At 56.3% G+C, this 23,411-nt stretch carries 21 protein-coding genes; 18 read left to right on the top strand and 3 right to left on the bottom strand.

Features of this window, described 5'->3' with window-relative positions:
• The first annotated feature begins 299 nt into the window (after positions 1 to 299).
• The 13 genes from AAAX32_RS09665 to AAAX32_RS09605 all read left to right on the top strand — a co-directional run bounded on the left by AAAX32_RS09665 (position 300) and on the right by AAAX32_RS09605 (position 14,449).
• Positions 300 to 644, top strand: coding sequence for a hypothetical protein (locus tag AAAX32_RS09665; protein ID WP_349100691.1), 345 nt, complete (start codon positions 300 to 302; stop codon positions 642 to 644).
• Positions 645 to 718: 74 nt separating this feature from the next.
• A complete protein-coding gene (ssb, locus tag AAAX32_RS09660; protein ID WP_349100690.1) occupies positions 719 to 1,150 on the top strand; it encodes a single-stranded DNA-binding protein in 432 nt (143 codons plus the stop codon).
• 568 nt (positions 1,151 to 1,718) lie between these two features.
• Entirely contained in the window at positions 1,719 to 2,417 is a 699-nt protein-coding gene (locus AAAX32_RS09655; protein ID WP_349100689.1) for a hypothetical protein, read from the top strand.
• 154 nt (positions 2,418 to 2,571) lie between these two features.
• Positions 2,572 to 2,847 carry a hypothetical protein gene (locus tag AAAX32_RS09650; protein ID WP_349100686.1) on the top strand — a complete coding sequence of 92 codons (276 nt, stop codon included), beginning with the start codon at positions 2,572 to 2,574 and terminating at the stop codon, positions 2,845 to 2,847.
• A 370-nt stretch (positions 2,848 to 3,217) separates the two neighbouring features.
• Complete coding sequence (locus AAAX32_RS09645) at positions 3,218 to 3,745, top strand: hypothetical protein (protein WP_195233527.1); 528 nt, start codon at positions 3,218 to 3,220, stop codon at positions 3,743 to 3,745.
• Positions 3,746 to 3,799: 54 nt separating this feature from the next.
• Positions 3,800 to 4,477: a DUF2786 domain-containing protein gene (locus tag AAAX32_RS09640; RefSeq protein ID WP_195233525.1), complete on the top strand. Its 678-nt coding sequence runs from the start codon at positions 3,800 to 3,802 to the stop codon at positions 4,475 to 4,477.
• A gap of 1,507 nt (positions 4,478 to 5,984) precedes the next feature.
• Positions 5,985 to 6,389, top strand: a complete 405-nt coding sequence (locus AAAX32_RS09635) for a hypothetical protein (RefSeq protein ID WP_349100684.1) — start codon at positions 5,985 to 5,987, stop codon at positions 6,387 to 6,389.
• On the top strand, positions 6,376 to 8,199 hold the full coding sequence (locus tag AAAX32_RS09630; RefSeq protein WP_349100683.1) for a relaxase/mobilization nuclease domain-containing protein: 1,824 nt from the start codon (positions 6,376 to 6,378) through the stop codon (positions 8,197 to 8,199). Before AAAX32_RS09635 ends, AAAX32_RS09630 begins: the two co-directional genes overlap by 14 nt.
• A gap of 158 nt (positions 8,200 to 8,357) precedes the next feature.
• The gene (locus AAAX32_RS09625) at positions 8,358 to 8,708 is read left to right on the top strand and encodes a hypothetical protein (protein WP_349100682.1); all 351 of its coding nucleotides are present in this window, start codon (positions 8,358 to 8,360) and stop codon (positions 8,706 to 8,708) included.
• Complete coding sequence (locus tag AAAX32_RS09620) at positions 8,695 to 10,524, top strand: DEAD/DEAH box helicase (protein ID WP_349100681.1); 1,830 nt, start codon at positions 8,695 to 8,697, stop codon at positions 10,522 to 10,524. The genes AAAX32_RS09625 and AAAX32_RS09620 overlap by 14 nt, the downstream gene beginning before the upstream one ends.
• Complete coding sequence (locus tag AAAX32_RS09615) at positions 10,521 to 11,294, top strand: class B sortase (RefSeq protein ID WP_349100680.1); 774 nt, start codon at positions 10,521 to 10,523, stop codon at positions 11,292 to 11,294. Before AAAX32_RS09620 ends, AAAX32_RS09615 begins: the two co-directional genes overlap by 4 nt.
• A 382-nt stretch (positions 11,295 to 11,676) precedes the next feature.
• Positions 11,677 to 11,877, top strand: a complete 201-nt coding sequence (locus AAAX32_RS09610; RefSeq protein ID WP_349100679.1) for a type II toxin-antitoxin system RelB/DinJ family antitoxin — start codon at positions 11,677 to 11,679, stop codon at positions 11,875 to 11,877.
• Positions 11,870 to 14,449 (top strand): N-6 DNA methylase, encoded by a 2,580-nt coding sequence (locus AAAX32_RS09605; RefSeq protein WP_349100678.1) that lies wholly within the window; start codon positions 11,870 to 11,872, stop codon positions 14,447 to 14,449. The genes AAAX32_RS09610 and AAAX32_RS09605 overlap by 8 nt, the downstream gene beginning before the upstream one ends.
• 306 nt (positions 14,450 to 14,755) lie before the next feature.
• On the opposite strand, the gene AAAX32_RS09600 is transcribed toward AAAX32_RS09605, so the two are convergent.
• Complete coding sequence (locus tag AAAX32_RS09600; RefSeq protein WP_349100677.1) at positions 14,756 to 15,574, bottom strand: Fic family protein; 819 nt, start codon at positions 15,572 to 15,574, stop codon at positions 14,756 to 14,758.
• Between the two features lie 269 nt (positions 15,575 to 15,843).
• On the opposite strand from AAAX32_RS09600, the gene AAAX32_RS09595 reads away from it, so the two are divergent.
• The 4 genes from AAAX32_RS09595 to AAAX32_RS09580 all read left to right on the top strand — a co-directional run bounded on the left by AAAX32_RS09595 (position 15,844) and on the right by AAAX32_RS09580 (position 18,429).
• Complete coding sequence (locus AAAX32_RS09595) at positions 15,844 to 16,212, top strand: hypothetical protein (protein WP_349100676.1); 369 nt, start codon at positions 15,844 to 15,846, stop codon at positions 16,210 to 16,212.
• Positions 16,213 to 16,249: 37 nt separating this feature from the next.
• The gene (locus AAAX32_RS09590) at positions 16,250 to 17,440 is read left to right on the top strand and encodes a hypothetical protein (protein ID WP_349100675.1); all 1,191 of its coding nucleotides are present in this window, start codon (positions 16,250 to 16,252) and stop codon (positions 17,438 to 17,440) included.
• A gap of 357 nt (positions 17,441 to 17,797) precedes the next feature.
• Entirely contained in the window at positions 17,798 to 18,115 is a 318-nt protein-coding gene (locus tag AAAX32_RS09585) for a type II toxin-antitoxin system RelB/DinJ family antitoxin (protein ID WP_349100674.1), read from the top strand.
• Positions 18,112 to 18,429 carry a hypothetical protein gene (locus AAAX32_RS09580; protein ID WP_349100673.1) on the top strand — a complete coding sequence of 106 codons (318 nt, stop codon included), beginning with the start codon at positions 18,112 to 18,114 and terminating at the stop codon, positions 18,427 to 18,429. Before AAAX32_RS09585 ends, AAAX32_RS09580 begins: the two co-directional genes overlap by 4 nt.
• A 114-nt stretch (positions 18,430 to 18,543) precedes the next feature.
• Here the strand turns inward: AAAX32_RS09580 and AAAX32_RS09575 are convergent, their stop codons facing one another.
• Positions 18,544 to 22,392: a VaFE repeat-containing surface-anchored protein gene (locus tag AAAX32_RS09575; protein ID WP_349100672.1), complete on the bottom strand. Its 3,849-nt coding sequence runs from the start codon at positions 22,390 to 22,392 to the stop codon at positions 18,544 to 18,546.
• Between the two features lie 344 nt (positions 22,393 to 22,736).
• Between AAAX32_RS09575 and AAAX32_RS09570 the strand changes: the two genes are divergently transcribed.
• On the top strand, positions 22,737 to 23,012 hold the full coding sequence (locus tag AAAX32_RS09570) for a hypothetical protein (RefSeq protein WP_349100671.1): 276 nt from the start codon (positions 22,737 to 22,739) through the stop codon (positions 23,010 to 23,012).
• A gap of 151 nt (positions 23,013 to 23,163) precedes the next feature.
• Here AAAX32_RS09570 and AAAX32_RS09565 read toward each other — a convergent pair.
• Positions 23,164 to 23,411 (bottom strand): hypothetical protein (locus tag AAAX32_RS09565; protein ID WP_349100670.1); only part of this gene is annotated, 248 nt, incomplete at its 5' end.

Below are 23,411 nucleotides of genomic sequence, written 5' to 3'. Positions count from 1 at the left end.
CTGCCGGGCAAGACGCGGCCACCGCCGTCGGCCCGCGCGGGGCGCGGCCGCGCGCCAGGGCGTCAACCCGACCGCGCACGCTCCGTCGCCACGGGGGGCGCGTCCCGTCAAGGGCCCGCACGGAACCCCGCACAAGCCCCCGCGCGGGGCGCGGGGCCTGGTGGAGGTTGCCGTGCAGACCCCTGACGGGCCGCGCCCTCCCGCGGCGGCTTTCGCCAGAGCAAAAGCGACGCGCGGCGGGGTCGCGAGGTGCACACGCAAGGGGCGGTGCCGACGCCGTGCGGTAAGGAGGTCCGATCATGGACGCAATGGTTATCAACATCCCGGTAGCGCAGACCGATCCCTACGCCATTCCCTACGAGGACGGCTTCAGCACCACCTTCTGGAGCGACTTCTCCATCGCCGATGCTTTCGGAAAGGATGCGGTCCGCGACACGTTCAATCGCGCCTTTGGAGAGTGGAAGTCGGATTTCCGTTACCTCACCGACCTCGTCATGGTGTTGAATCATAAGATTTTCCAGCACTATGACGGCAACCGTGAACTGTCGAAGCTCTACGACTCACTGTGGAGGATCGCGGACGGCTATGCGATGGAGAATCTCACCGGTAAAGAGCTGGAGTATTTCTTCCGCGTCACCGACTAGTCCCACCAATGGTCGGGGCGGCGACTCGCCCCGACCCACCAACTTCACCAACATGCGATGAAAGGCATATCATCATGAGCATCAACCGCGTCAACATCACCGGCAACCTCACCCGCGACCCGGAGCTTCGCGTCACCGGGGGAGGCACGCAGGTACTCTCCTTCGGCGTCGCCGTGAACGACCGCCGTCGCAACTCCCAGACCGGTGAGTGGGAGGACTACCCCAACTTCGTGGACTGCACCATGTTCGGCACCCGCGCCGAGGCGGTGAGCCGCTTCCTCGCCAAGGGCAACAAGGTCGCGATCGAGGGCAAGCTGCGCTACAGCTCCTGGGAGAAGGACGGTCAGCGCCGCTCCAAGCTCGAGGTCATCGTGGACGAGATCGAGTTCATGAGCCAGCGTCAGGGCGGCAGCGCCCCCGCCGCAGCCCCGGCCCCCGCGCCCTTGCCGGCGCCTGCCGCCGTCCCGCCGGCGGTTGACCTGTACGACGAGGATATCCCGTTCTAGCAAGGAGATCCCGATTAAGCCCGCCCCAGCCCGGCGGGCTTTTTCATCCCCCGGCTGCCGCCCAGGGGGAGCGCTCCGGTGCCGCCTCCCCCTGGACCCCCACGGGCCCTCTCCCGTCGCTCGCGTTTCACTCCCTTCCGACAGCCTGGGGCCACACACGGGGCCCCTACGGCCGTCGAAAGCGCGCAAAACGCTCGCCCCTCGCAGGGGGACGGATGCGGCCCGTCCCCCTGCCACCCCCTCGGCCGCCGGCTGCGCCGGTGCGGACGCTGCCGGGCAAGACGCGGCCACCGCCGTCGGCCCGCGCGGGGCGCGGCCGCGCGCCAGGGCGTCAACCCGACCGCGCACGCTCCGTCGCCACGGGGGGCGCGTCCCGTCAAGGGCCCGCACGGAACCCCGCACAAGCCCCCGCGCGGGGCGCGGGGCCTGGTGGAGGTTGCCGTGCAGACCCCTGACGGGCCGCGCCCTCCCGCGGCGGCTTTCGCCAGAGCAAAAGCGACGCGCGGCGGGGTCGCGAGGTGCACACGCAAGGGGCGGTGCCGACGCCGTGCGGTTAGGAGGTCCGATCATGGACAAGAAGGAGACTGCCAAGGCCTACGATGAGGAAGCCGTCGACAGGGCGATCGAGGGCATGGGCATGTGGTGCGCGCTGCACAAGGGCGAGTTCCTCGATAAGGCATGGGCTTCTTTTGGAGCAGTCTGTGGCGACGAGGTCGACTTTGACGGTTGCGAGGGGATTGCTCAGGCAGTGCTCAACTATGCCTTCACCGAGTGGATCATGTTCGACAGCATGGTGTTCGGTCGTGGGTGCATCGATGAGTACCTCGACCGTGTCGAGGGCGTCTCTAATAAGAACAAGGCGATTCTCAGTGAGATTAAGGGCACTGCGAGGTACGGGTTTTTCCGCTACGACGGTCTTTTCGATGACGGTTCCGGCGACAAGGGGATTGTCGTCTCCGATGTCCTCGAAGGGGGCAGCTTCAAGGTCTACAGCGCCTATCTGCACGGTTTGGCTATCGAGCGCTCCTTTGAACCCGGAACCGGACTGTCGGCGAGGTTTGCGATTCTGGACGGGCGCGCATATTATGTCGGTCAGTTCCCAGCGCACGACAAGGCACCGATCGATGAGAGCGAGACCCTGAACCTGTACCGCAAGTGTTTGGAGATCGGCTATCCGTTCATCGTCGCAATGGCAGCGAGCACACTCGCCCCTAACGGCATGTTCAGCGGCAGCATGGTTGCCCGAGTAACGGAGTCCGCCGCATAGGGGGCAAACCAATGGCAGGGCTGTTCGCAGACCTGCCCCAAGTCGCTTTCAGTCCAGTGGAAAGCGAGGTGAGATCGAAAAGAAAAGCGAGCCGCATTTTGGGGAGGCGGCTCGCAGTCAAGCCCACGAAAACCATAGCGTAGAAAGGAATATCATGGGATTTATCGACTATATGATTTTAAGCGAGCGATTTCAAGGCATTCGGCGCGATTGCGTAAGGCCGACACTGGTGGATGTCGCGATCTTGATTAAAAGCCTTGCACCCATCGCGTTGGCCTACCTCTTTGAAATCAGGCTGCTGATCGCCTTCGCTTACCCGATCTGTTGCGCCCTCTTTCTCTATTTCTATCTCAAGCGAGAAGAAGAAGTCCTGTCGGTGGTATTTGACGAATCGCAAGACAGATACCCCGCACACCCAATGGGGCGATAGGGTCGGATTTACATCAGGGGCGGCTCCCAGCTGGGAGCCGCCCCCTTTTTCTCCCGGCTGCCGCCCAGGGGGAGAGCTCCGCGCCGCCTCCCCCTGGACCCCCACGGGCCATTCCCCGGGGCTCGCGTTGCACTCCCTTCCGACAGCCTGGGGCCACACACGGGGCCCCTACGGCCGTCGAAAGCGCGCACAACGCTCGCCCCTCGCAGGGGGACGGATGCGGCCCGTCCCCCTGCGACCCCCTCGGCCGCCGGCTGCGCCGGTGCGACCGCCCGCGGCGGCTTTCGCCAGAGCTAAAGCGACGCGCGGCGGGGTCGCGAGGGGCACACGCAAGGGGCGGTGCCGACGCCGTGCGGTTAGGAGGAGCCAGATGGGCTACTACGCATCCGGTATCGGTGAAATAAGGTTTCCGTCCAAGAAAGACCTCGAAGCCGTCATCGAAGAGCTGAAGAAGATTCCCGCTAGCAATAGTTTTGGCGGGATCGAGGAGGATTACCCCGACCATGAGTCATTCGATTTCTGCAAGGTGATGTCTGAACTCGGGTTTGTCACGACTCGTTCCAAGGACGATTTCTATCCTTATTCCTTCGCGATCGAGTACGAATGGGGCAAAATCGGGTCCTGGACGGACGAGCCGTTCAAGGCGATCGGCCCCCATTGCGTCAAGAGCCATTTCAAGTGGAGTGGCGAGGACGGTGAGGCGTGGCTTGAGTCCGAGCTTCATACCGAGAAGGACATGCTCGTCGCCAGCTTCCCGGATGGTGGCGTTGAGTGCTCGAACGGCAGCATGTTCATCAACCTGACCTATGCGAACCAGAGTTTCCAGCTGTTCATCAACGTCAATGACTGGGGTGTCCCCACAGCCCAGATCACTCGAAACAAGCTGCCTAATCTCTAGAACCGTCAATGGCGAGGGCCTCCGGGTCCTCGCCCCACTCCAAAGGAGATAACCATGAAGAACATCGACGAGAAGATCAAGAAGATCGTTGCCCTAATCGACGGCGCCGCGACCGAAGGCGAAGCGCGTGCCGCCTCGTTGGCGCTCCAGAGGCTCCTCGTTTCGAACAACCTCAAGTTGGAGGACATCAATCTGGATGATTCACCGGCAGAAGTCGGCGAGGAGGCCTGCGATCTCGGTCGTCGAATTCCCGAGTGGAAGAAAACCCTTGCACTTGTTGTTGCAGCGAACTACAGGTGCAGGGCCTACACGTCATATAGCAACAATGGAAGGACTGTCGTTTTCGTTGGCGAGGGCGAGGATTCAGTTGTCGCCTCGTGCTGTTTTAGGGCGAGCGCCAATGCGGCCGAGAACTGCTTCAGGACCTATTGCGCGCGAATGAAGGCCCTGGGGTACGGGAATGTCTCACGCCAGAAGGGCGTAAAGGGGACGTGGATGCTTGGCTTCATCTCCGGCCTCAAGCGAGCCTATGCGGAGCAGGTCAGCAATGACGAGTCCATGGCGCTCGCGATCGTCGTCCCCGAATCCGTCAACCGTCACATGGATGGGATCGGCTTGAGGACGACCAAGATTAAAGTCAGGACTACTAGCGATCCTTATGTCAAAGCCGACGGCTATGAATCCGGTTATGGGTTCGGCAGAGGCGACAGAGTGACCGCCGCATCGGCATAAGACGAAACGCCGGGGCCGCCAAAAGACGGCCCCGGCGTTTTTCTATTTAACTCGATCTAACGGGCAATGGGGCTCCGGTATCGAATGGGAAACCATTTATCACCGGGCCCCATTGCCCGTTAGATCTTTTGACAAGCTGCTGAAATACGGAATAGGTGAATACATGGACAACGGGAAAAGCGAACTATAGAACTACGTAATAACGACAAGATGCAATAACGCAAAAGCAGCAAACCGTAACATGCGAACCACGAAACTACGGAATAGCAGAACTATTGAACATCATACCGTTCGGTCCTGAATTTTGTCCGCAAGAGTCGTACGCTGCCGTACAAAACTGCGTTTTGCCCGGTAGCGTACCGCCGCCGAAGGCGGCGCTTGTTAGGGCTCTGCCCTAAAACCCGGCGCCTTCGGCGTTACGAAGTTACGTTCTTACACTATTGCATTATGTCGTAGATACACTGTGACGTAGTTGCGTTTTTATGTTGTTACGTAACCGCGCAGTTCCGTTATTCAGCCCTTACGTAGTTCTGTTGTTCGCTTTTTACGATAAAGAGTTATTAGCCAATATCTTCTTTTCGTTGATTTGGAAGGGTCGTCGTTCGTCAATCAGTTATGAGCACGGCATATTCGGTCTCGCATTCGCGGGGCATCGCACAGTGCCGGACAGATGGGCTGAACTCCGACCCTGTCGTTATTCGCCTCATTACTTGTCAGCCAAATTGTGGCCATCAGGCTAACGAGACACACTTGGTCAGTTTGATTCAAGGCCTAGTCCCCCCCTTCGGATCGTTCAGGCGGGAGCGCGGGGTCGCTGGTGGCTGTTTTTGCCGATGGACATTATCTAGGGTGTGTCGGCAGGTTCGACTAGATTCCCATTCTTTGAATGTTCAATAGTATCGTTATGTTGCAGCTGCAATGTTGCGTAGTTCCGATATTTCGTAGTTACGTTATTCAGCTATGTCACAGTTCGGTTATTCAGCTTTTTCATTATTCACTATCTCGGTATGTACGAAACAATGCGTCGTAATTGAACCAAATGGGATGTCCGTAATCGACTCCAGCCATCCATCTTGCCTTGAGCTCTCAACCAAGACGTGACCCACAAGATAATCGAGAAGCGATCGGATGGATTCCGATTGAAAGATCGGTTTCGCTGCGCTATTAGGGCGAGGACATTGAATTGCGGTGACCGCTTTAGATGAAGGGCGCTGTTAAACGTCGAACTGGGCTGTGGCAAGCGCCCCCCCACCTTCCGTATTTTGATTTTCCCTCTATTACGTTGTTGCGTAGTTACGTAGTCGCGTTATTACGCTATTGCACTGTTCAGCAAATCATCTTTTACGCTGTTCACTATTCCAGTTTGTGCGTAATTCAGCAATGTCGTAGTTCGGCAATACCACAGCTATTCACCTGCAAAAACATTGGCACCGCATGTCACCAAACTGTACGGCACGGTACGTGTCGCTGCTCTACGCTAGTTAAAGCATGAGTTAGGAGACGGCGCATGGGTGAAACGTCCCGTGAGAAAAAGCCAAAAAGGGCGCGTATAGAAGCCAGGAGCACCGTTGAGGAAGCGGAAGCCATTCGTGCATTGGCAAACAGCCTCAACATGAGCGTCACTGAGTACATTCTGTACAAGGCGCTCTACGAGACTAATGCCTCATCAGGATCAACCCTAAGGGATATCTGGGACGAGCTATTTACGATTTCGGCGCAACTGTCTGAGCTCAATTTAAACGCAAAGGCGATAGCGGGACAGTCACGCGCTGCCGAAGCGAGAAGGGTGTCTATGGCCATATTCTCGGCAATCGATACCGTCGAGCCATGTCTGATTGATGTCTGCGAGCGTCTATCGCGTGCAATCGAGGCTGAATATCCGACTGAAAGGAGACGTAATGCCCTTTCTTAAGACGCTCTCGGGTGGTGAAGGCAGCTGTAAACAGGTCGATGACTACTTGTCATTTGGGCATCGAAGCGCTGAGGACCACGAAGAGAGAATGGAAAAATATCTTGCCGGAGATAAGTCTGCCTCGCGCTCCATGGCGTTCGGGCACTCTCCAGGTCTGCCCGATACCCCTTACGGATGGCATAAGGTAATGGATGCGACTAGAAAGAGGTTCGGAAAAGACAAACCTCCTGAGTGGTTTGAGAACAAGAGGCGGTCGAACCCTGACTTGGTCTGGAGGAACTACTATCAGTGGGTTTTATCGCCGGACCCCAGGGATCGCGCGTCGGCAGAGGAGGTTGGCCAGCTCGCCCAGGAATGGTGTGAGAGGGTTTGGCCTGCCGATCGGGGCTGGCAGTGGATCTGGTCTGTCCATGACGACAACGCAAGTGGTGTTATGCACGCGCACGTCATCCTTAATGCGGTGAACGCGAACAGCGGATTGAAGGTTCAAATTACGCCCGAGGACAGCGATTCCATGGCGCGCGTCGCACAAGAGATTGCCGGTGAACATGGCATGGGGATGTTGCCGGACCTGTCTGAACGCCGCAAGGCAATACGTGAAGGACGAAGGAAACCAACGGCTCAGTCAGTTCGCATGAGTGAGGCTGAGCGCTCACTTAGGCGCCGTGGAGGCCGAAGCTGGGTTGCGGAAATCAGAGACGCCATAGATAGGTCAATCGCAAACAGCTCCAACTGGGATGAGTTCGTAGAGAGGTTCGAGGCCGATGGCTTTACGGTCGAATGGAGCCGCAGGGGTATCGGCTATAGGCACCCCGATAGCGGCGGGCACGACAAGAAGGTACTTGCGTCTTCACTCGGTTTAAATTACGACGAGTTCGGCATTCGTGCCCGGCTGGGAATACCCGTCGATGTTGTAGCCGGGGATATCGAATCGAGAATCTCCAGTCGCAAACTGAGCGAGGCGAAAACAAAGAGCATTGGCTACACTCCGCAGAATAAAGGTTTTGACAATGCTCTTAAGTGGAGGATTGCATCTAAGTCGAAGCGTGCCGGCATCGGCGCAATTAGTGCCGGAGTCAAAGCCCTGTCCGTTATTTCCGCAAATGGGTTCAGCTCCGTCACGGAGGTCGAGGATGCCTTCAGATCTCAGATGATCAAGGTCGAGGCTATGGAGCACGAGGTCCATGAGATCGAGTCGTCGATATCTATTGCAGAGGAGGTTCTTGAGCGTTCTGAAAAGATCTCGTCTGCCAGGGCGAGACTTGCCGAGCTGGAGTCGTCCTTATCTTTTACGCCGGCAGACAGGAAAGAGAGAAACGCTCTTTTATCCCAAATTGATACCGATACCGCTTTCTGCAGCGCGGCATTATCAAAGATATCTGCCGGCGCGTCAGGGGCTGAACGCTATGCCGTAGAAGCGAGTTTGACCCTAGACGGGCTGAGAAATAGGCTGGGTGAGCTCTCCGTGTCGCTTGATGGGGCGCGAGCTGACGCCGAGTCGCTAAATGAGTCTCTCGTGGCAATCGAGGGTTTTATCGGAGCTAGGACCGTGAGGGACCTAAGGGGAGCCCCCTCGGTCGGTGAGTTTCTGAGAAGGTCAAACAGCCGGAGACTCAACGTGCCGACTTCAATTCAGACAAGAGACTCAATTGCAGTCGCGGCAGCATTGGAGTCAGCCGCCTCAAGGCGCACTCTTCAGGAGGGCAGTGATCGTATCGAGAACATCGAGAGGGCAGTGAAAGCGCAAGTGTCCTCCGTTTACGTCCGTCCCGAAGTCGGAACGGTTTCCGAGAGAAAGAACACGGTTTAAAGATGAATACTTCTTCATTGAGGATTTACTACGAGACGGGATGTATCGACGAGGTGCATATGCCAGATCCGTCTTTTGAATCAGGTGTCTCACTCCAGCGCGAGTATCTCGATATTTCCAACCCCGACAACGGCATATTTCTTGATAGGAGTTATAAGATGCCCGGGGGCGATAATGACGAGTATCGCGAGCTGTGCGACAGGATGCTTGTCGTGAGCTCGGACGACCTAGCGAGGGCCCTTCTCGTCGAGTCCCATGGTCTTGCCCTCCTCACGCGCGACCCTCTGTCTGATTTCGATTGCGGTCTATCTATCACGCTGCCAGATCGCCTGGGCTTCAACGATGACGCCTGCCTGATGAACGAGGATTGGTATTTCGACAACATTCAGAAGCTCATCGAAAAGGTAATTGCCATGGGCCCTGCCGCGCACGCCGCGCTCGTCAACGGATTGGCGGCAGGCGTGGAGGGGCTTACCGTTGAGGAGGGCTGGAGCAATGTCACCCGATGAGCTTGTTCTCAGGGACTACCAGCAGGAGTGCGTGGATATCTGCGATTCTCTCGGGAGCGGATCGCATCTCGTGCAGATGGCCACAGGGCTCGGTAAAACCGTGACTTTCAGCAAAATCGCAAGGAAGGGCAGGGTTCTGCTTCTCTCCCATCGCGAGGAGCTTGTGACCCAGCCAGTTAAATACTACAGCTGCCCGGTCGGCATAGAAAAGGCCGAGCGCCACTCGCATGGCGAGGAGGTCGTCTCGGCTTCGGTCCAGACGCTCGTAAATCGACTCCAAAAGGAGTTTAAACCCGGCGACTTCGACATGGTTATCACCGATGAGGCTCACCATGCCCTGGCACCGTCCTATCGAAAGATCTACGACTATCTGAGGCCTCGCCTCCACATCGGGTTTACCGCGACGCCGAGAAGGGGAGACGACCGAGGGCTCGGAGCGGTTTTCGACGATATCGTTTTTCAGAAAGACCTGCGTTGGGGAATCGCCAACGGCTATCTTTGTGATATTGACTGCCGCAGGACCATCGTGGACTGGTCGACGAAGGGTGTGCGCACCGGAATGGGCGATTTCCGAGTGAGTGAACTCGCGAAGCGCGTTGACCGCCCAGAGACGAATCGACAGGTCGCGGCTGCATACGATGGGCTCCATATAGGCCAGACGCTCGTATTTGCATCGAGCGTTCACCATGCCTATTCATTGGCTGAGCTCATTCCCGGATCCGTGGTGGTCGATGGAAACACGCCGGCGGATGAACGCCGGCAGATCATCGATGCATTTACGGCGCGGGAGATTCCATGCCTCATCAACTACGGGGTATTTACCGAGGGCACTGATATGCCTCTTATCGAGACCGTATTGCTGGCCCGACCGACGAAGAACCCATCCCTCTACACACAGATGGTCGGGCGAGGGCTGAGACTCTACACCGATCCTGTCACCGGCTATCAAAAGAAGTCCCTTCGGCTTATCGACTGTCTGGGCGTCTCGGATGACAAGAGTATATGCACGCCGCCAACGCTGTTCGGACTCAACGAAAGGGATTTTCCCGATAGGGTCGGCAAGAAGCAGCTCGATGGCTCGCTTCTCGATTTGGGAAGAAGGATCGAGGGGGTGGAAGATTGTCCCTCCGGTTGGGTTCTCTCGTCGCGCAAGGTCAACGTGCTTTCTTCGACGGGGTCCATCGCATGGGTTATCCACTACAACGGCGATCGCAATATCGCCGGTCCCGGCGCGTCCGATAGAGGGTGGCAGGTCACGCTATATAAACCGGATCTTCTCGATTGCTGCACCGCGGACCTTATGAAGCTGGGGGAGACCCAGCGAAGGTATTACAGGTCGCTTGACGTTGCCGAACAGGACATTCTCCTTTGGCTCGAGTCAAACTATGAGACCTCGCATGATAGAGCTCTTTGGGACCGCGAACGCGCGGCAAAATGGGCCGAAGATCCCGCCTCGGAACCACAGCTGACTTTTATACGGAGGCTCTTGGGCGACTCTGCAGGCGACCTGGATTTCGATAACCTTACCAAAAGGGATGCAACGATTGTCATAGAGTGTGCCAAGAGGCGTGTCCATGAGAAGAATCTCAAGAAATACGGGGCCTGTCCGCTCTGTGGCAGCGCATTGAAGCTATCTAAATCCGGAAAATCCATCGTCTGTGAGTCTAACAGCTGGGAGTATAGAGACGGATCGTTCGTACTTGCGTCCGGTTGCGGTTTCCAGGTCAAGCGTTTCCGCGGAGATGAGGAATATTCGTCTGAAAGAGCCATGGGGTGGCCGGGCGTTAAGGAGCATATTAAGGAGAAGAAGGGATGATTCCCCTTATAGGTCCATTCAGCGAGTTTGCGAAAAGGCGCTTCGATCGAAAATGTGAACGCGCCGCATTGAGCGTTAAACACTCTGTCGCCATAAAGATGGCGGTAGGCGTTCTCGTGACTTCCGTGCTTATCTTCATATGCCTAGGCGCGGAAGTTGTAAGGGAGACTGTGATTACAAATACGGCTGAGCAGAAGGCGCAGTCAGAAGACGGTGGACAGTCTCTTGCAGATGAGAACCCGGACTATGCCGGCTGGCTCACCGTTGAAGGAACCTCGATCTCGACCCCTGTTGTCTCATGCCGGCAAGGTGACCCGAAGGGCTTCTATCTCAATCACGGTTTCGATCGCACACCATCTTTCTCCGGTTGTCCGTACATTGCAGAGGGGTCGTCGCCAGAAAGCTCGAACATGCTTGTCTACGGCCACAACATGGGAATCGGATCTCTGGCGTTTAGTGCACTCCAGAATTGCTATCGAAAGGACTGTTTTTCAAGTATCGGTACTGTGACCTTCAAAGAAAAGGATGGCAAAGCCTCTTGCTATACGCCCCTATACGGCTTAAGGGTGCCGATGAGCTATGACTTGCTGCTCAGGTTTGATTTTGCTGGGGAATCAGATTTCGACGCCTGGCTCAATTCACTGGCCGAGTGCGCTAATGCGAAGTCGAGCTATGCCAGCTCTGAATCTGTTATCACGTTGGTGACATGCTCTTCTGCGATCGGCGGGAGTCGTTACCGTAGCGTTTTAATTTGCGAAAGAATGTCTTAAAGACGATGGCGGCTGAGCGCGACACAACCGTGGCCACCTTGATCCACGAATGGATTGAACGCAAGCAGTCCGAGAAAACTGAATTGGGGGGAAACCCAATGAATAAGCAGCACAAAGGATCTTCGTGGAGCCGTTCAGGGGCGTTTCGATGAAGTGCCTTGATGCCTACCTTGCCTGGTTCAAGCGGTGCCGGACCTTCATGGTGATTGACTCCCGCACTGCGGAGCCGCACGCCCGCCCGTCAGCTCGCCAACGGTACATGCTCGACCTCATCCGCGACATGTTCAACGTCCTACCGCACTATATGGACTACTGGGTCTCGCGGGCGGTATAGTCCGCTAAAATGGTGGCACCGTGGTATACAAGAGAGATAGGAGCCGCCATGCCGTCGAACATACCAGCAACCACCATCAGGATAGAGCCGGAGGTGAAGAGGGAGGCATCCGCCATCCTCGACGAGCTCGGTCTCTCCATGTCCACCGCGATGAATATGTTCCTCCGCGCGGTGATCCGCGAGGGTGGCATGCCGTTTGAGATGAAAGTTACACATAGGGTTGATGAAAGCGAGCAAGTAAATGACTGAGCTATACTCGCTCACATGCCCCATTCGAGGCAAACTGAAAAATAGCGGAAGAAGCAAAGATGGACTGACGCCTAATGAGGAATATCAACGTGTGAGGGCCATCAAATACCTAATAGCCTTTGGATACCCAAAGGCTAACTTTAGAATCGAAGTTGTCCAAAAACGCTTCGGTAACAATGGCCGGAATTCCTTCAGATGTGATTTCGTCGTTCTCGATGTTCGCGCCTGCGATGTGTCAAACGATGTCGACGAAGTCTTGAAGCATGCCGTTCTTCTTTGTGAAGTTAAAAGAGATAGCAGCAAAGAGTCTTGGGTTAAACAGACACAGGTTTCACCTATGCTCGATTTTGCAAAGCGCACTGATGCGGTCGGATTATTCTGGTCCAGCGACTCGGTCCGAGTGTTTTGGCATACATATTCAGGGAATAAAATCGAATCTCACGAGGCTTCTCTTTCTGCACTACCTAAATTCGGCAATAAAGTCCAAATCAAGCCGTTGACCTATTCCTCAATCGGACCGTGCCCCTCCTTGTTAAACGTCTTTGCAAAAATTGAAGACGTTCTTCATGGCGCGGGACTATCCAAAGAAAGGCGATATGAGGTAATTTTTCAACTGCTGCTAGCTAAAATTTTCGATGAGCACGCCTTTGAGACGCGGACAGACGATCCTTTGGAATTTCAGGACTTCAATGCCCTTGGAATTAGTGCCGAGACTGCATACGGGAATGTGTCATCTCTCGTAAAAAAGGCTGTCAATTTCTATCAGACCCACCTGCCGAATGAGATATCGGTCAAGTTGAACTTGGACAGCTCTACTCTTAGCGAAATCGTAGCAATTTTGGCACCATACAAAATCACCGCTTCTAACAGAGACGTAGTTCAGACGTTTTATATGAAATTTGCTAAAGATTTATACAAATGGGATATGGCGCAGTATTTTACGCCAACCAGGATCTCTGACTTTGTTGTCGAAATCATTAATCCCCAATTCGGTGAACTGACATGCGATCCCGCATGCGGATCTGCAGATTTCCTAGTCGGTACATTTAGATATGGAAAGCAATACAACCCAGGTTACGCTGATTCAGTGTTTGGGTTCGACAGCAGTTCAAATGCAGTCCAGGTCGCCGTATTGAACATGGTTTTAAATGGCGATGGCAAGTCAAATATCAAACAAATGGATTCGCTTATTTCGATATCGGAAATTTCTGGCAGATTCGACGTTGTTATATGCAATCCACCCTTTGGCGCAAAAATAGTGGAAAGAAGATCCGAGGTTCTTTCCAAATTCGACCTTGGGCATTCTATCAAGGTCGAAGATGGCCAACTTAAGATAGGGGAATTAGAAAGTAAGCAGGAGCTCGGTATTCTCTTTGCAGAGGCGTGTGTCCGGCTTTGCAGAAAAACGGGCGGCAGAATTGCTTTGATTCTCCCTAATGGATATTTAGGAAATACAAGCTCAAAGTTTCGAACATTCAGAGAGTGGCTACTGAGAAAAGTTAGCATCGCCGCAATTATCGCCCTTCCTCGCTTCGCATTTAAATCAAGCGGGGCCGATGTGAGTGCAAGCATCGTGTTTATGGATTCGCTTGAGCAAGAGGCCGAAAGCCTAAAGGACTTGGAGGACTCATCTATAGCTTTTCAGGTAATTGATAAGCTGGGTTGGTCTGCGGGCAACAAGCGGCAGGAGACTACCTACCTTCGTGATCAAAGTGACGGAGCACTGATGGTGGATGCTGAGGGAAACCTGATCGTTGACGCTGATTTTGAGAAGGTTCGCATGGGTGTCCTTAATTCGGCTGCGGCGCTTGATCATCCATGGCTTTTGACCGGTCGAAGAGATTGCTATACCGATGGAACCGGTTGGGCCATACCCCTTCATAGAATTTTGAACTCAGAAAGTCTTTCGCTTGATCCGAAATACTGGTGTGAGAAAAATCAACTCCATTTAAGGAGGATTCAGGAAAAAGATCACTACACGTTGGGTGATATAGCAGACGTTATTCAGGAGGGAATTTACGATAACGGCAAAAAGCTGAAGATCAAATCTTCTGAAAAATACAACTATATCGATATTTCGCACATTTCAAATGGCTCTTTTTGGCCAAGCGCTCTAATGGGTTGGCAACTGCCCTCGAGAGCCAAGCATCTTGCTCGTCCTAAAGATATTTTTGTTGGAGGCATTTGGTCATCTGTGGATAAATGGTTTATTGTCCCGGATTCATTGAAAAATGGAATCGTCACGAACGGTTGCAAGAGAATCAGAATGAAGGTTGGATCTGAAGAGTGTTTGACTGACCTTGTAGCCTATCTAACAACGGAAAGCTGGAACAGCCAAATGCGTGGACTTGCTACGGGGTCAGATGGGCTTGCGGAGATTCCCGATAACGCACTTCTGAATATCAAGATTCCTAAGCTATCAGATAAATCTAGAAAAAAACTCCAGCCTTACATCAACCGTCTCATAAAGGGAACGTCTACACTTGCAGACGAAGTGGCCAAGTTGAATGACACGCCTATGCTGGGTCAGCTGGACATTGAGCCAAGATACAGCCACATAAACCTAGTCTAGTTTCCCAATAACGTATATTTGAACTGTGAATACGACATACTATTTATAGCCCAGCAAAGCCAGTCCATATCCATGTACGTATCAATATGGACTGGCTTCAATTCATGGAATAACGACTTCGACCTTCAAAGTCACCTATGCCAATCTTTGTCTAACAGAGCCTAAATCTTTGCGTCTGCTCTTAGCCCCGAGTCTCAGCTACGGTCCGGGTATAGCGCCTCTACAATGCGCATATTCGTCTGGCCGCTAAATCGTAATTTATACGCCATGGGGTTTTAGCCCCTCACTCATGAGCACGCCAGCTGCTCAACCCCTATCTTCGAGAGGCCGTAAGTCTGCCTGGATCTTAGCGGCCGACGGAGTGGAAGGGTCGATTGAACGCTTTCCTTCCTCAAGAGTCTCAGGAGTGTGTTGGATGAGATAGTCAGCCCCCATCTCGTGCATCCTGGCGTCAAAAGAAGATTGGCACTTCCGAAGAACCTCATCAAAGAGGCGGAAGTCGCCCTGAGTCTGCGCGATCTCCATCCAGCTCTTGTATGCGTCCGCATTGCCTTCGTCAATGACGATAAGGTCGACTCCGTTTTCGATGCACTGCTTCATCATAATGAGGCGCCCGATTCGTCCGTTACCGTCTTGGAACGGATGCAGATGCTCGAACCTTGCGTGGAAACGGGAGATCGCCTCAAAGTCCTTTGGGCAGCCATCCCATTCGGCGAGCAGCTGCGGTATGGCGGTCGGTATTTCGCTCGGGAGGGCGACCTGTACCGAACTGTTTCTGATACGGTTGGGAATGTATTTGAAATGCCCGCTTTCCCCATTGCCCGCCATGGTCGTTCCCTTGTGAAGGATCGTCTCGAATTCAATAAGGAGTTCCGGTGTCAGCTCGACCCCGAGTGTGTCGACCATCCGGTCAAACATCTTGAAGGAATTCTTGGTTTCAATGATGTCGTCAAAGTCGTGGTCTCCGGTCACTCTATTCGTTGCATAGAAGGTGTCGATCTGATTGAGCGTGAAGGTAGATCCTTCGATCTTATTCGACTGGTAGAGGTACTCCGGAAGGATGACCTCATAGGCGGAGTTCGGCGCAGCCTTGAGCGTCTGCATCTTGTTTGAGGAGATAATCATTACTCATCCTTCGATATCAAGTGCTTACCTACTTTATATACTAGGATCTTTGCATGCCCGACAATAGCTTTGCAATTCCCCAGCAGGACACGCGCCTCCAAATGCCCTACAACGGCCGTAAAAGAGGTGCCCCTTACCGGAAGAAGGCCAAAGATTCTTGTTTTTGCGCCCGTCATGGGGTATAAGTGGTTTAAGGTGATCAGCACCGTCAATGCGCCGCTATGAAAGGCGCCCATCAGTCCGCGATAGGGATTTAAGGAGACGGTGCCATGCCGAATGAATCATTCCGCTACTCAAAGCAAATATCAGACCAGGGTCGAGAACGCTCTGTCGAAGTGCGCCGCGAACGCGCAGCCCTTAAGGAGCGCCTCAAGGCGGGGGAGATCGGTCCAGTCGACGTCCTCAACGATGAGGGTAGCGTCGCAGCTAAAATCAGAATGTTCGCGTTCCTCAAGAATTGCCCCGGTGTAGGGGCGGTTGGTGCGAGGACGCTACTCCGCGCGCTGGGGCTGTCCGAGACCAAGACGATCCGCTCCCTGGGGCCCGTACAGAAGGCGCGCATAGTGACTGCACTGGAGATGGTCCGCGCCGGCGTCCGGGTCGACCGCGTGGCCGAGATCATCATGTCCGAACGGTAAAATACAATCCGATAGGGGATTAGAGAAAGGTAGCATCATGGATGAGAACAACCTCAACAATTACGACGGCCAGGGCCCGAACCTTGTACCCGATGGAGGCGATGGCAACAAGTTGCCCCTGAAGCGCAAGGTTGCCATCGGCGCGGCCGTCGCTCTCGTCGTCGCGGGGCTCGGGCTCGGGGGCGCATGGGCGACCGGCGTCTTCGCCCCGGAGTCCGAGATCACCAAGATCGAGGCCGATAGCGACGGCGGCAAGAAGCAGGTGTCCGAGAAGACCGACCAAACCGTCGACTGGGCCGTCAAGATCGAGGCCGAAGGCGTAACGGCCGAGTCCTCGCCCCTCATCACCCGCTACGTCTGCACCGACGGCGACGACAAGGGCAGCGAGTTCTACCATGCCACATCTGCCTCCGACGCCATCGAGGGCAAGGACAGCGTGCGCCTCACCGAGGGCACCTGGGAGATCTCCGCGATCCCCATCATCAACCCCGACGGCTCCATCACCACCCCCGCAGGCGGCGGCGAGCAGGCCGTCTCGGGCGACCAGAAGGGCTCCGGCTCCACCGAGTTCACCGGCGAGACCAAGCCCGCCGGGGACGTCACCCAGGACGACATCGACAAGGTCCTCGACAAGGTGAACGATGCCGTCTCCAAGGGCGACAGCACGCTCACGGGGGATGCCGGCAAGGACGTGGTGAACAAGGTCACGGACAACGCGTCGAAGGCCCCCGCCGCCGACAAGGAGAAGGTAGAGGAGAAGAAGGACGCCGCCGCCGACAGCGCCGCGAAGGCCGAGGAAAAGAAGGCTGATACGGCAAAGCCGTCCACGGGCTCCGGCTCCGCGCCGTCAAAATCCGACTCCAAGCCCTCTTCCGGCTCCTCCAGCAAGCCGTCCCATGAGCATACGTGGCAGGCGCAGTACCGCAACGACCCCGTATACGAGACTCGTACTCGAACTGTTGTAGACCAGGACGCATGGGATGAGCAGGTTCTAAGTGGCTCGCATGCTGTTTGCTCAGATGGTTCTGTTTTCTACGACAATGCCGCTCTTGCTGCTTATTGCAAGAAAATGGCAATGGCTGGGACGCCCGTTTCGTACTACACCGTGGATGATTACACAACCGTTCATCATGAAGCGGTGACGCATCAGGAGACGTATCAGGTGCAGACTGGAACCAAGCAGGTCCTTACCGGCTACCGGTGTTCCGGATGCGGCGCCACGAAATAGCCCCAAAGCGGAATAGATAGACTGGCTTTATGGAACCTGGTCTGAATTTGTTCTATGCAATATCGCTATTCGGTCGATTTTACTTTGCCCTGCTCCTGATAATCCGGCCGATGTACTTCGGGAAGAGCACATGTCTTTATAGGGGAGTCGGGCTGTTCGTGCTGCTTGGTGCGCTCCTGCGCCTGGCTCGCGATATCCTGTTACACCTTGTCGGCCTGATGTGAGCTTTGCCGCCTATCCCAAGGGTGAACACATGGAAATGGGATATCAAGGCGGCAACAGCGCATCTAAACGAAAGGCTTTTGGGTACTATGATTATGCAATAGTATGTCATTATCATATTGAGAGGTGATGTATATGGCACTGATACAGCTGAATGTCCCCGATGAGGTGAAGGATCGAGCGGACAGGGCTTTCGCCAGGAGCGGTCTCACGACGCCGTATGCGATGCGCATTATGGTCAACCAGGTTGCTCAGACCGGCAGGACGCCTTTCGACGGCCTGTTCTCATCGCCATCCGGCCGCCTCTACTCGGAGGAAGTGCGCGTGGCGATGCTTCGTGCCGAGGCCCAGGAGTACGGTTTGATTGAGGACGATTCCGGGGAGGACCCGCTCGAGATACCGGCAGACATACTTGCGGAGATGGGCATCGAGCCCGAGGAGGTCGGACAGTGAACCGCTACGAGGTCAAGGTTCCCGCCTCCTTTTGGAAAACGCTCGTCGTGCTGAAGCCGAAATACTCCCATGCCGAATACGTGGAAGTCGTCAACGCGGTCAAGGGATGTATTGACGAACTCGGTCGCACCGGCATGATAGAGGAAAGCGGATGGGACGACCACGTTCTCGTCCATCCGCCCTATTCTGACGGCAAACACCGTGAGGCCCATACCTACGACGACGATGTCCTGGTCGTGTATTTTATCCGTGAGAGAAACCGCCGAATCCGCATGGTCGGCGTATTCGACCACGAGAATATCCCGCATTCATAGTCGCATCCCATTCGAGCCGCATAACAAACTCCCTTATAACCCGACGGCCCCTTTCAAAAGCAGAAGGGCCCCGCTCGTGCGAGCGGGGCCCTTCTGCAATATAGCGATTGAGCCTTAGTTCTTGCGCTTGCGGAAGACCAGGACGATACCGGCGATGCAGGCCGCCACTCCGGCGGCGATCGCCGCATAGAGCACCCAGTTGCCGGTCTGCTCGAGGTTCTTGCCCTCGGGGGTGTTCTCGATATCGATGGTCTGGTCGGTGTCCTGGAGGTCGGTCTCCTTTGAGATCTCCTTGCCGTCAGTCTCGCGTTGCAGGCTCTCGAATACGACCGCCTGCTGCCCCGCGACGTCGGAGGCCTTGAACACCATGGGGACGTCCACGTCGAGGTCTGAGACGGCAGGGGTGAAGCGCACCTGTCCGTTGGCGATGACCTCGTAGGTACCCAGGGCGGAATCCTTGCCGGTCGACTCGGCATCGTTTGTCGTACCGGCGCCGTCGGCCTTGTCGCTCGACTCGGAGGGTACGAGCTTCACCTGACCGCCGCTCAGCTTCGTCACGATGTCGGCCGCGTCCTTCGTCGCGCCCGGCACAGTGAGCGTATAGGTCCCGTCTTCGTTCTTGGAGAGCTTGGCTCCCTTGGGGATGTTGACGAACGAACCGGTTCCGGTGACGTCGACGAGAGCCTTGGAGAGGTCGCTACTGGATTCTGCGCTATCGGAACCCTTCTGGACGCCGTTGCCGGTAAGGGTCGAGACGTCCTTCACGTCCGTGAGCGTGAGCTGCGTGCCGTCTGCCTTCTTGTTGATCGAGGCCGTGAGGGTGTAGCTCTGGCCGGGACGCAGGCCCTTGAGGTGGACGGTGTCGACGATTGCGACCTCGTCCTCGGGCTTCACGACCTTGCTGCCTTGGATCGTGGCCGCAGTGGTCTTGAGGCTCGGGTAGATCTCGACCGTCTGGTCCTTGTCGGTCGGGTCCTCGTGCGAGCCGATAAGGGTTCCGTCAACGAACAGCTTCTCGAAAACTACGGTCTTCGCGCCGCCGAGCGCGCTCGCATCGAAGGTAAAGGTCACGTCCTGAGAGCCGTCCTGGGCCTGCGGCGTGAACTTGGCCGAAGCGGTGATATCCTTGCCGTCCGCGCCCTTCAGCGCCTCTCCGGTCTCGGCGTCCATGAGGGTGCCCTGGAGTTCGTATTTGGTGCCTGGGACGAGGCCTGTGTACTTGACGGTGTCGACGATTGTGGCCTTGCCGTCAGCCGTGACTTCCTTATCGCCGTCGGCGCCATCGGCTGCCGACGTCTTGATCTCGGGCGGGATGACCTCGACGGTCTGCCCCTCGTCGGTCAGGTCCTCGTGGCGTGCGATCACGTTGCCGTCCGCCTCGAGCTTTTCGAACACGACGAGCTTCTTATTGGAAAGGGTCGAGGTGTCGACCGAGAACGTTACCTTGACCTTGCCCTCGGTGTCCTCGGGCTCGAAGGACGTGGACGCCGTGACGGGGTTTCCATCTGCGTCCGTCAGGGGCTCGCCCGTAGTCGAATCCATCAACGTGCCGGTCACGGTGTACTCGCGGCCCATGGCGAGATTCTTATAGGAAACCTCGTCCTCGACGGTCACGGCCTTGCCGACACCGATTGCCTTGTCGCCGTCGGACGCATCGGTCGCGGTCGTGCCGATCTCGACGGGCAGGAACTCGACCGTCTGGTCCTCGTCCTCGGGGTCCTCATGCGTTGCCTGGATCTTGCCGTCCAGGTAGAGGCGCTCGAAGACGACGGCCTTATGGCCCCCGAGAAGCGTGGCGTCGAACTTGAACTTGACCTTCTGCTTGCCGCTGGATGCCTTCGGGGTGAACTTGGCTGTGGCGGTGATCTCCTTGCCGGCCGTGTCCTTCAGGGCCTCTCCAGTCTCGGCGTCCATGAGGGTGCCCTTGAGTTCGTACTCGGTGCCCTTCTTAAGGCCCTTGTAGGAGACGGAGTCGACGATCTCGGCCTGGTTCGAGGCCAGGAGCTTATGGTCCCCGTCTGCCCCGTCGGTCGCGGTAGTGCCTATCTCGATGGGGTTGTCGTCAACCGTGCCGCGATCGATCGTGTAGGCGTCGCGGCTCACGGTCACCTCGAACTTGACGAGGTTAAGGCTGTCGTTCGCAGAGCAGCGGAGCTCCTCGAAGGTGTAGGTGTCATATGGCAGCGCGCCCTTCGCATCGTCTGCTGCGGTCTGGGCGTCCTTCGAGCCGGAGAACCACAGGCCGTTGTCAATCGAGAGCTTCGACTCGTCGACGGTGCCGTCGGCGTTCAGGGCAGCGTCGTTGCCGTTGGTGTTCTGGGTATGCGGGCAGGCGGATGCCTCGGTCGTAAGGATGCCGTTCACGTCGGTGATCGCGATGTGGCTCTCGCCCGTGGTCTTGGACGTGATCTTGAACGGGACACCGGCAAGGCCGGTCATATCCTCGCCGTGCACCTTGTTGAAGGCGATATCCCCGCGCTTCACCTGCTCGCGCACGGTGGGAGCGTCCTCGCTAGGCTCAACGAAGGTCGAGACGAATTCTGACGACGTGTTCGAGGTGATCTGCTGAAGGTGGACGGTGCTGTCGCTCAGCAGATAGCCGGCGGGGGCCTTCGTCTCCTGAATTGTTACCGTGCCAAGGGGCAAAGTGTACATTTTTCCATCGGCCGTCTGATAGAAAGAGTCGCCCGAACTTAAATAGATATCAGGGTTTTCACGGGCAGAAGAAAGACCCGTAAAACCGTCTTCATCGGTCTTAAGAACCCAGGTCCTCGTGGCCTTCTCGGGCAGGTTCTCCTGGGTGTAGAAGCCGTCGTAGTACTTGACGGTGAACTCCGCGCCAGCGAGCGTGCCGGCACCGAGCGGGGAGGCCTTGCCCGTCTCGGCATCGACCTTGGCTACCAGCATGTCGGCAGGGTCGTTCTGGGGCGCATCGGTGACGTTCACGGTCGCCGTCTGGCCGCCCGACACGTTCACCTTGTGGATCCCCTCATCAAGCGCATAGGACTTTCCCGCCTTGGTCTCCTTGACGTAGTAGGTGCCCGGTGCGATATCGATCACGTTTGAGTCGCCGGAGGCGTTGCAGGTGAGCGTGCCCACCTGCTGGGTGCAGCCCGAATCGGAGTAGACGCCGTAGGTCGCGCCGTCGAGCGAGTAGCACGGGTTGTTGCCGGAGATGCCGGGGTTGGAGCTCGCCTTCTTGAGCTTCAGCTTGCCCTTGTTGTGGAAGGTGATGAGGCACTGGGTGCCGGTACCGTAGTTGACGAGGTAGATCGTGTCCTTGAAGGACTGGGGCGCGGGTCCCGGCAGATACTTGTCCAGATTTGCAAGGAAAGTGCCCGCGTTGATATTGCCGTTATAGTAGAGGATGGTCCTGTAGCACCAGTTGCGGAACGCGGCCGTCGTGCCCTGCATGCCGTACTGGCTGGAGCTCTTCGAGAGGGCCGAGAGGGCGATGTGCTGGATAGCGAGCATCTTGCTGTAGTCCAGGGGCGTGCCGTCGTACCAGTTGAAGTTCCACAGGCCCTTTGCCTTCGCCTCCTCGAAACCAGGACCCGTGGGACCGTAGTAGAGGACCCTCGCCATCCCATCGGTGCGGTCAATCCGAGTCTGATCGCCGCCACCTCCCGTGTAGCATCTGGTCCAGTCGGTTTCAACGGGCAGCTGTGCGGTGGCCGTCGTGGCGTCGAGCGGGTGGCGCTTCATCGGGTCGAGGCAGATTGCCGGGGTACCCTCGGAGGTCGTCGAGTTGTACATGTAGAAGCCGCCGTAGTTCACGCGCTCGCCGCGCGTGATCGTCTCGGACGATGCGGCATATGCCGCGGTCGGCGCCGGCACGACTGAGAGCACCTGGCTCGCGATGAGCACCGCACCGGTACTGAGAACCGCACCTTTCTTGAGACGGGCGCCGATGCGGCGGAAGAGCTTGCCGGCGCACTCCTTCATCTTTCCTCCAGGTCGCATGACTGCTCCATTCTCTCGGTTACCGGAGAGGGGACGCGGGTTTCTGGCTGCGTTTACGGGCATGCGTCCCCATGGTCTAACGTACCGCCGGCATCGACGCTATGCCTGCCGATTTGGTGCCACGGGGTGACAGTTTTCGCCTACGGCGCTCATTAGACCTATCGTTTTCACGCTACCGTGGGAGGCGTCCCCGCTGCCCGCAAGGAACAAGTGTTCAGGTGAAATCGGGCCCGGTGAGATTGCTAGTGGTAAACTGGGTGCTACAGAATTCCGGTCGGGCTTTTGACGACACATGCTCAATGGCGCGCACGCGCCCTCGTCAACGATCAACCGGAGGCAAATATATGTTTGAAACTGATTGCAATGCGGGTGCCGATTCGTCTCGCCGCGAGATGACGGTCCGTCAATTCCTCGAGAGCGTTCCCGGGGTGGGGGAGCTGGTTGTCGTCACATGCGGCGGGTGGCCCACCTGCACTGTACATATCGACTGTGAGGACTATTTTCGTATGCCCGCCGATATCGCCCATCGGAAGGTGCTGAGTTCGAGCTTCGGATCGATCAAGGTCACGACCCGTGGACCGTTGCCCATGGACGTCCCCGTTCGCTTTGTCGATTGCTAAAAGCGGGCGCTGGCCAAATAGCCGCTTTTTGGAATCTGAGCATCGTGAAATAGGAGGACACAGGCCCATCATCGCTGAAATGCGACGAAAATCGTGCCCTGACGCCAGGTTTGCGACCGTTCGGGATGAACGGTCCCATCATTGTCTGAAGCTAAATCCGACGAGTGCGATGCGTCTTATGATCGGACTTGATCTCAGATCCGGTGTTTTCAACTGAATCGAGGCTGAATCTCAACGATTTTGTGGAAGGACCGACGAAGCCGGCGTCATCCTTGAAGTTAGGCCTCTCTATGCCCAATTTTCCAAGTAGGCTATCGGACAAAGAGCGGTCAGCGAGCATGGGCGCTATCGTGGAAGCAAAATCGACCTGCATAGCCTCGGCATAGGATATAAGGGGGG

The organism is Collinsella sp. CLA-ER-H3, from assembly GCF_040092425.1.
Classification (GTDB): domain Bacteria; phylum Actinomycetota; class Coriobacteriia; order Coriobacteriales; family Coriobacteriaceae; genus Collinsella.
Note: the sequence above shows the minus strand (reverse complement) of the source record. Positions and strands in the feature narration are given on the sequence as shown.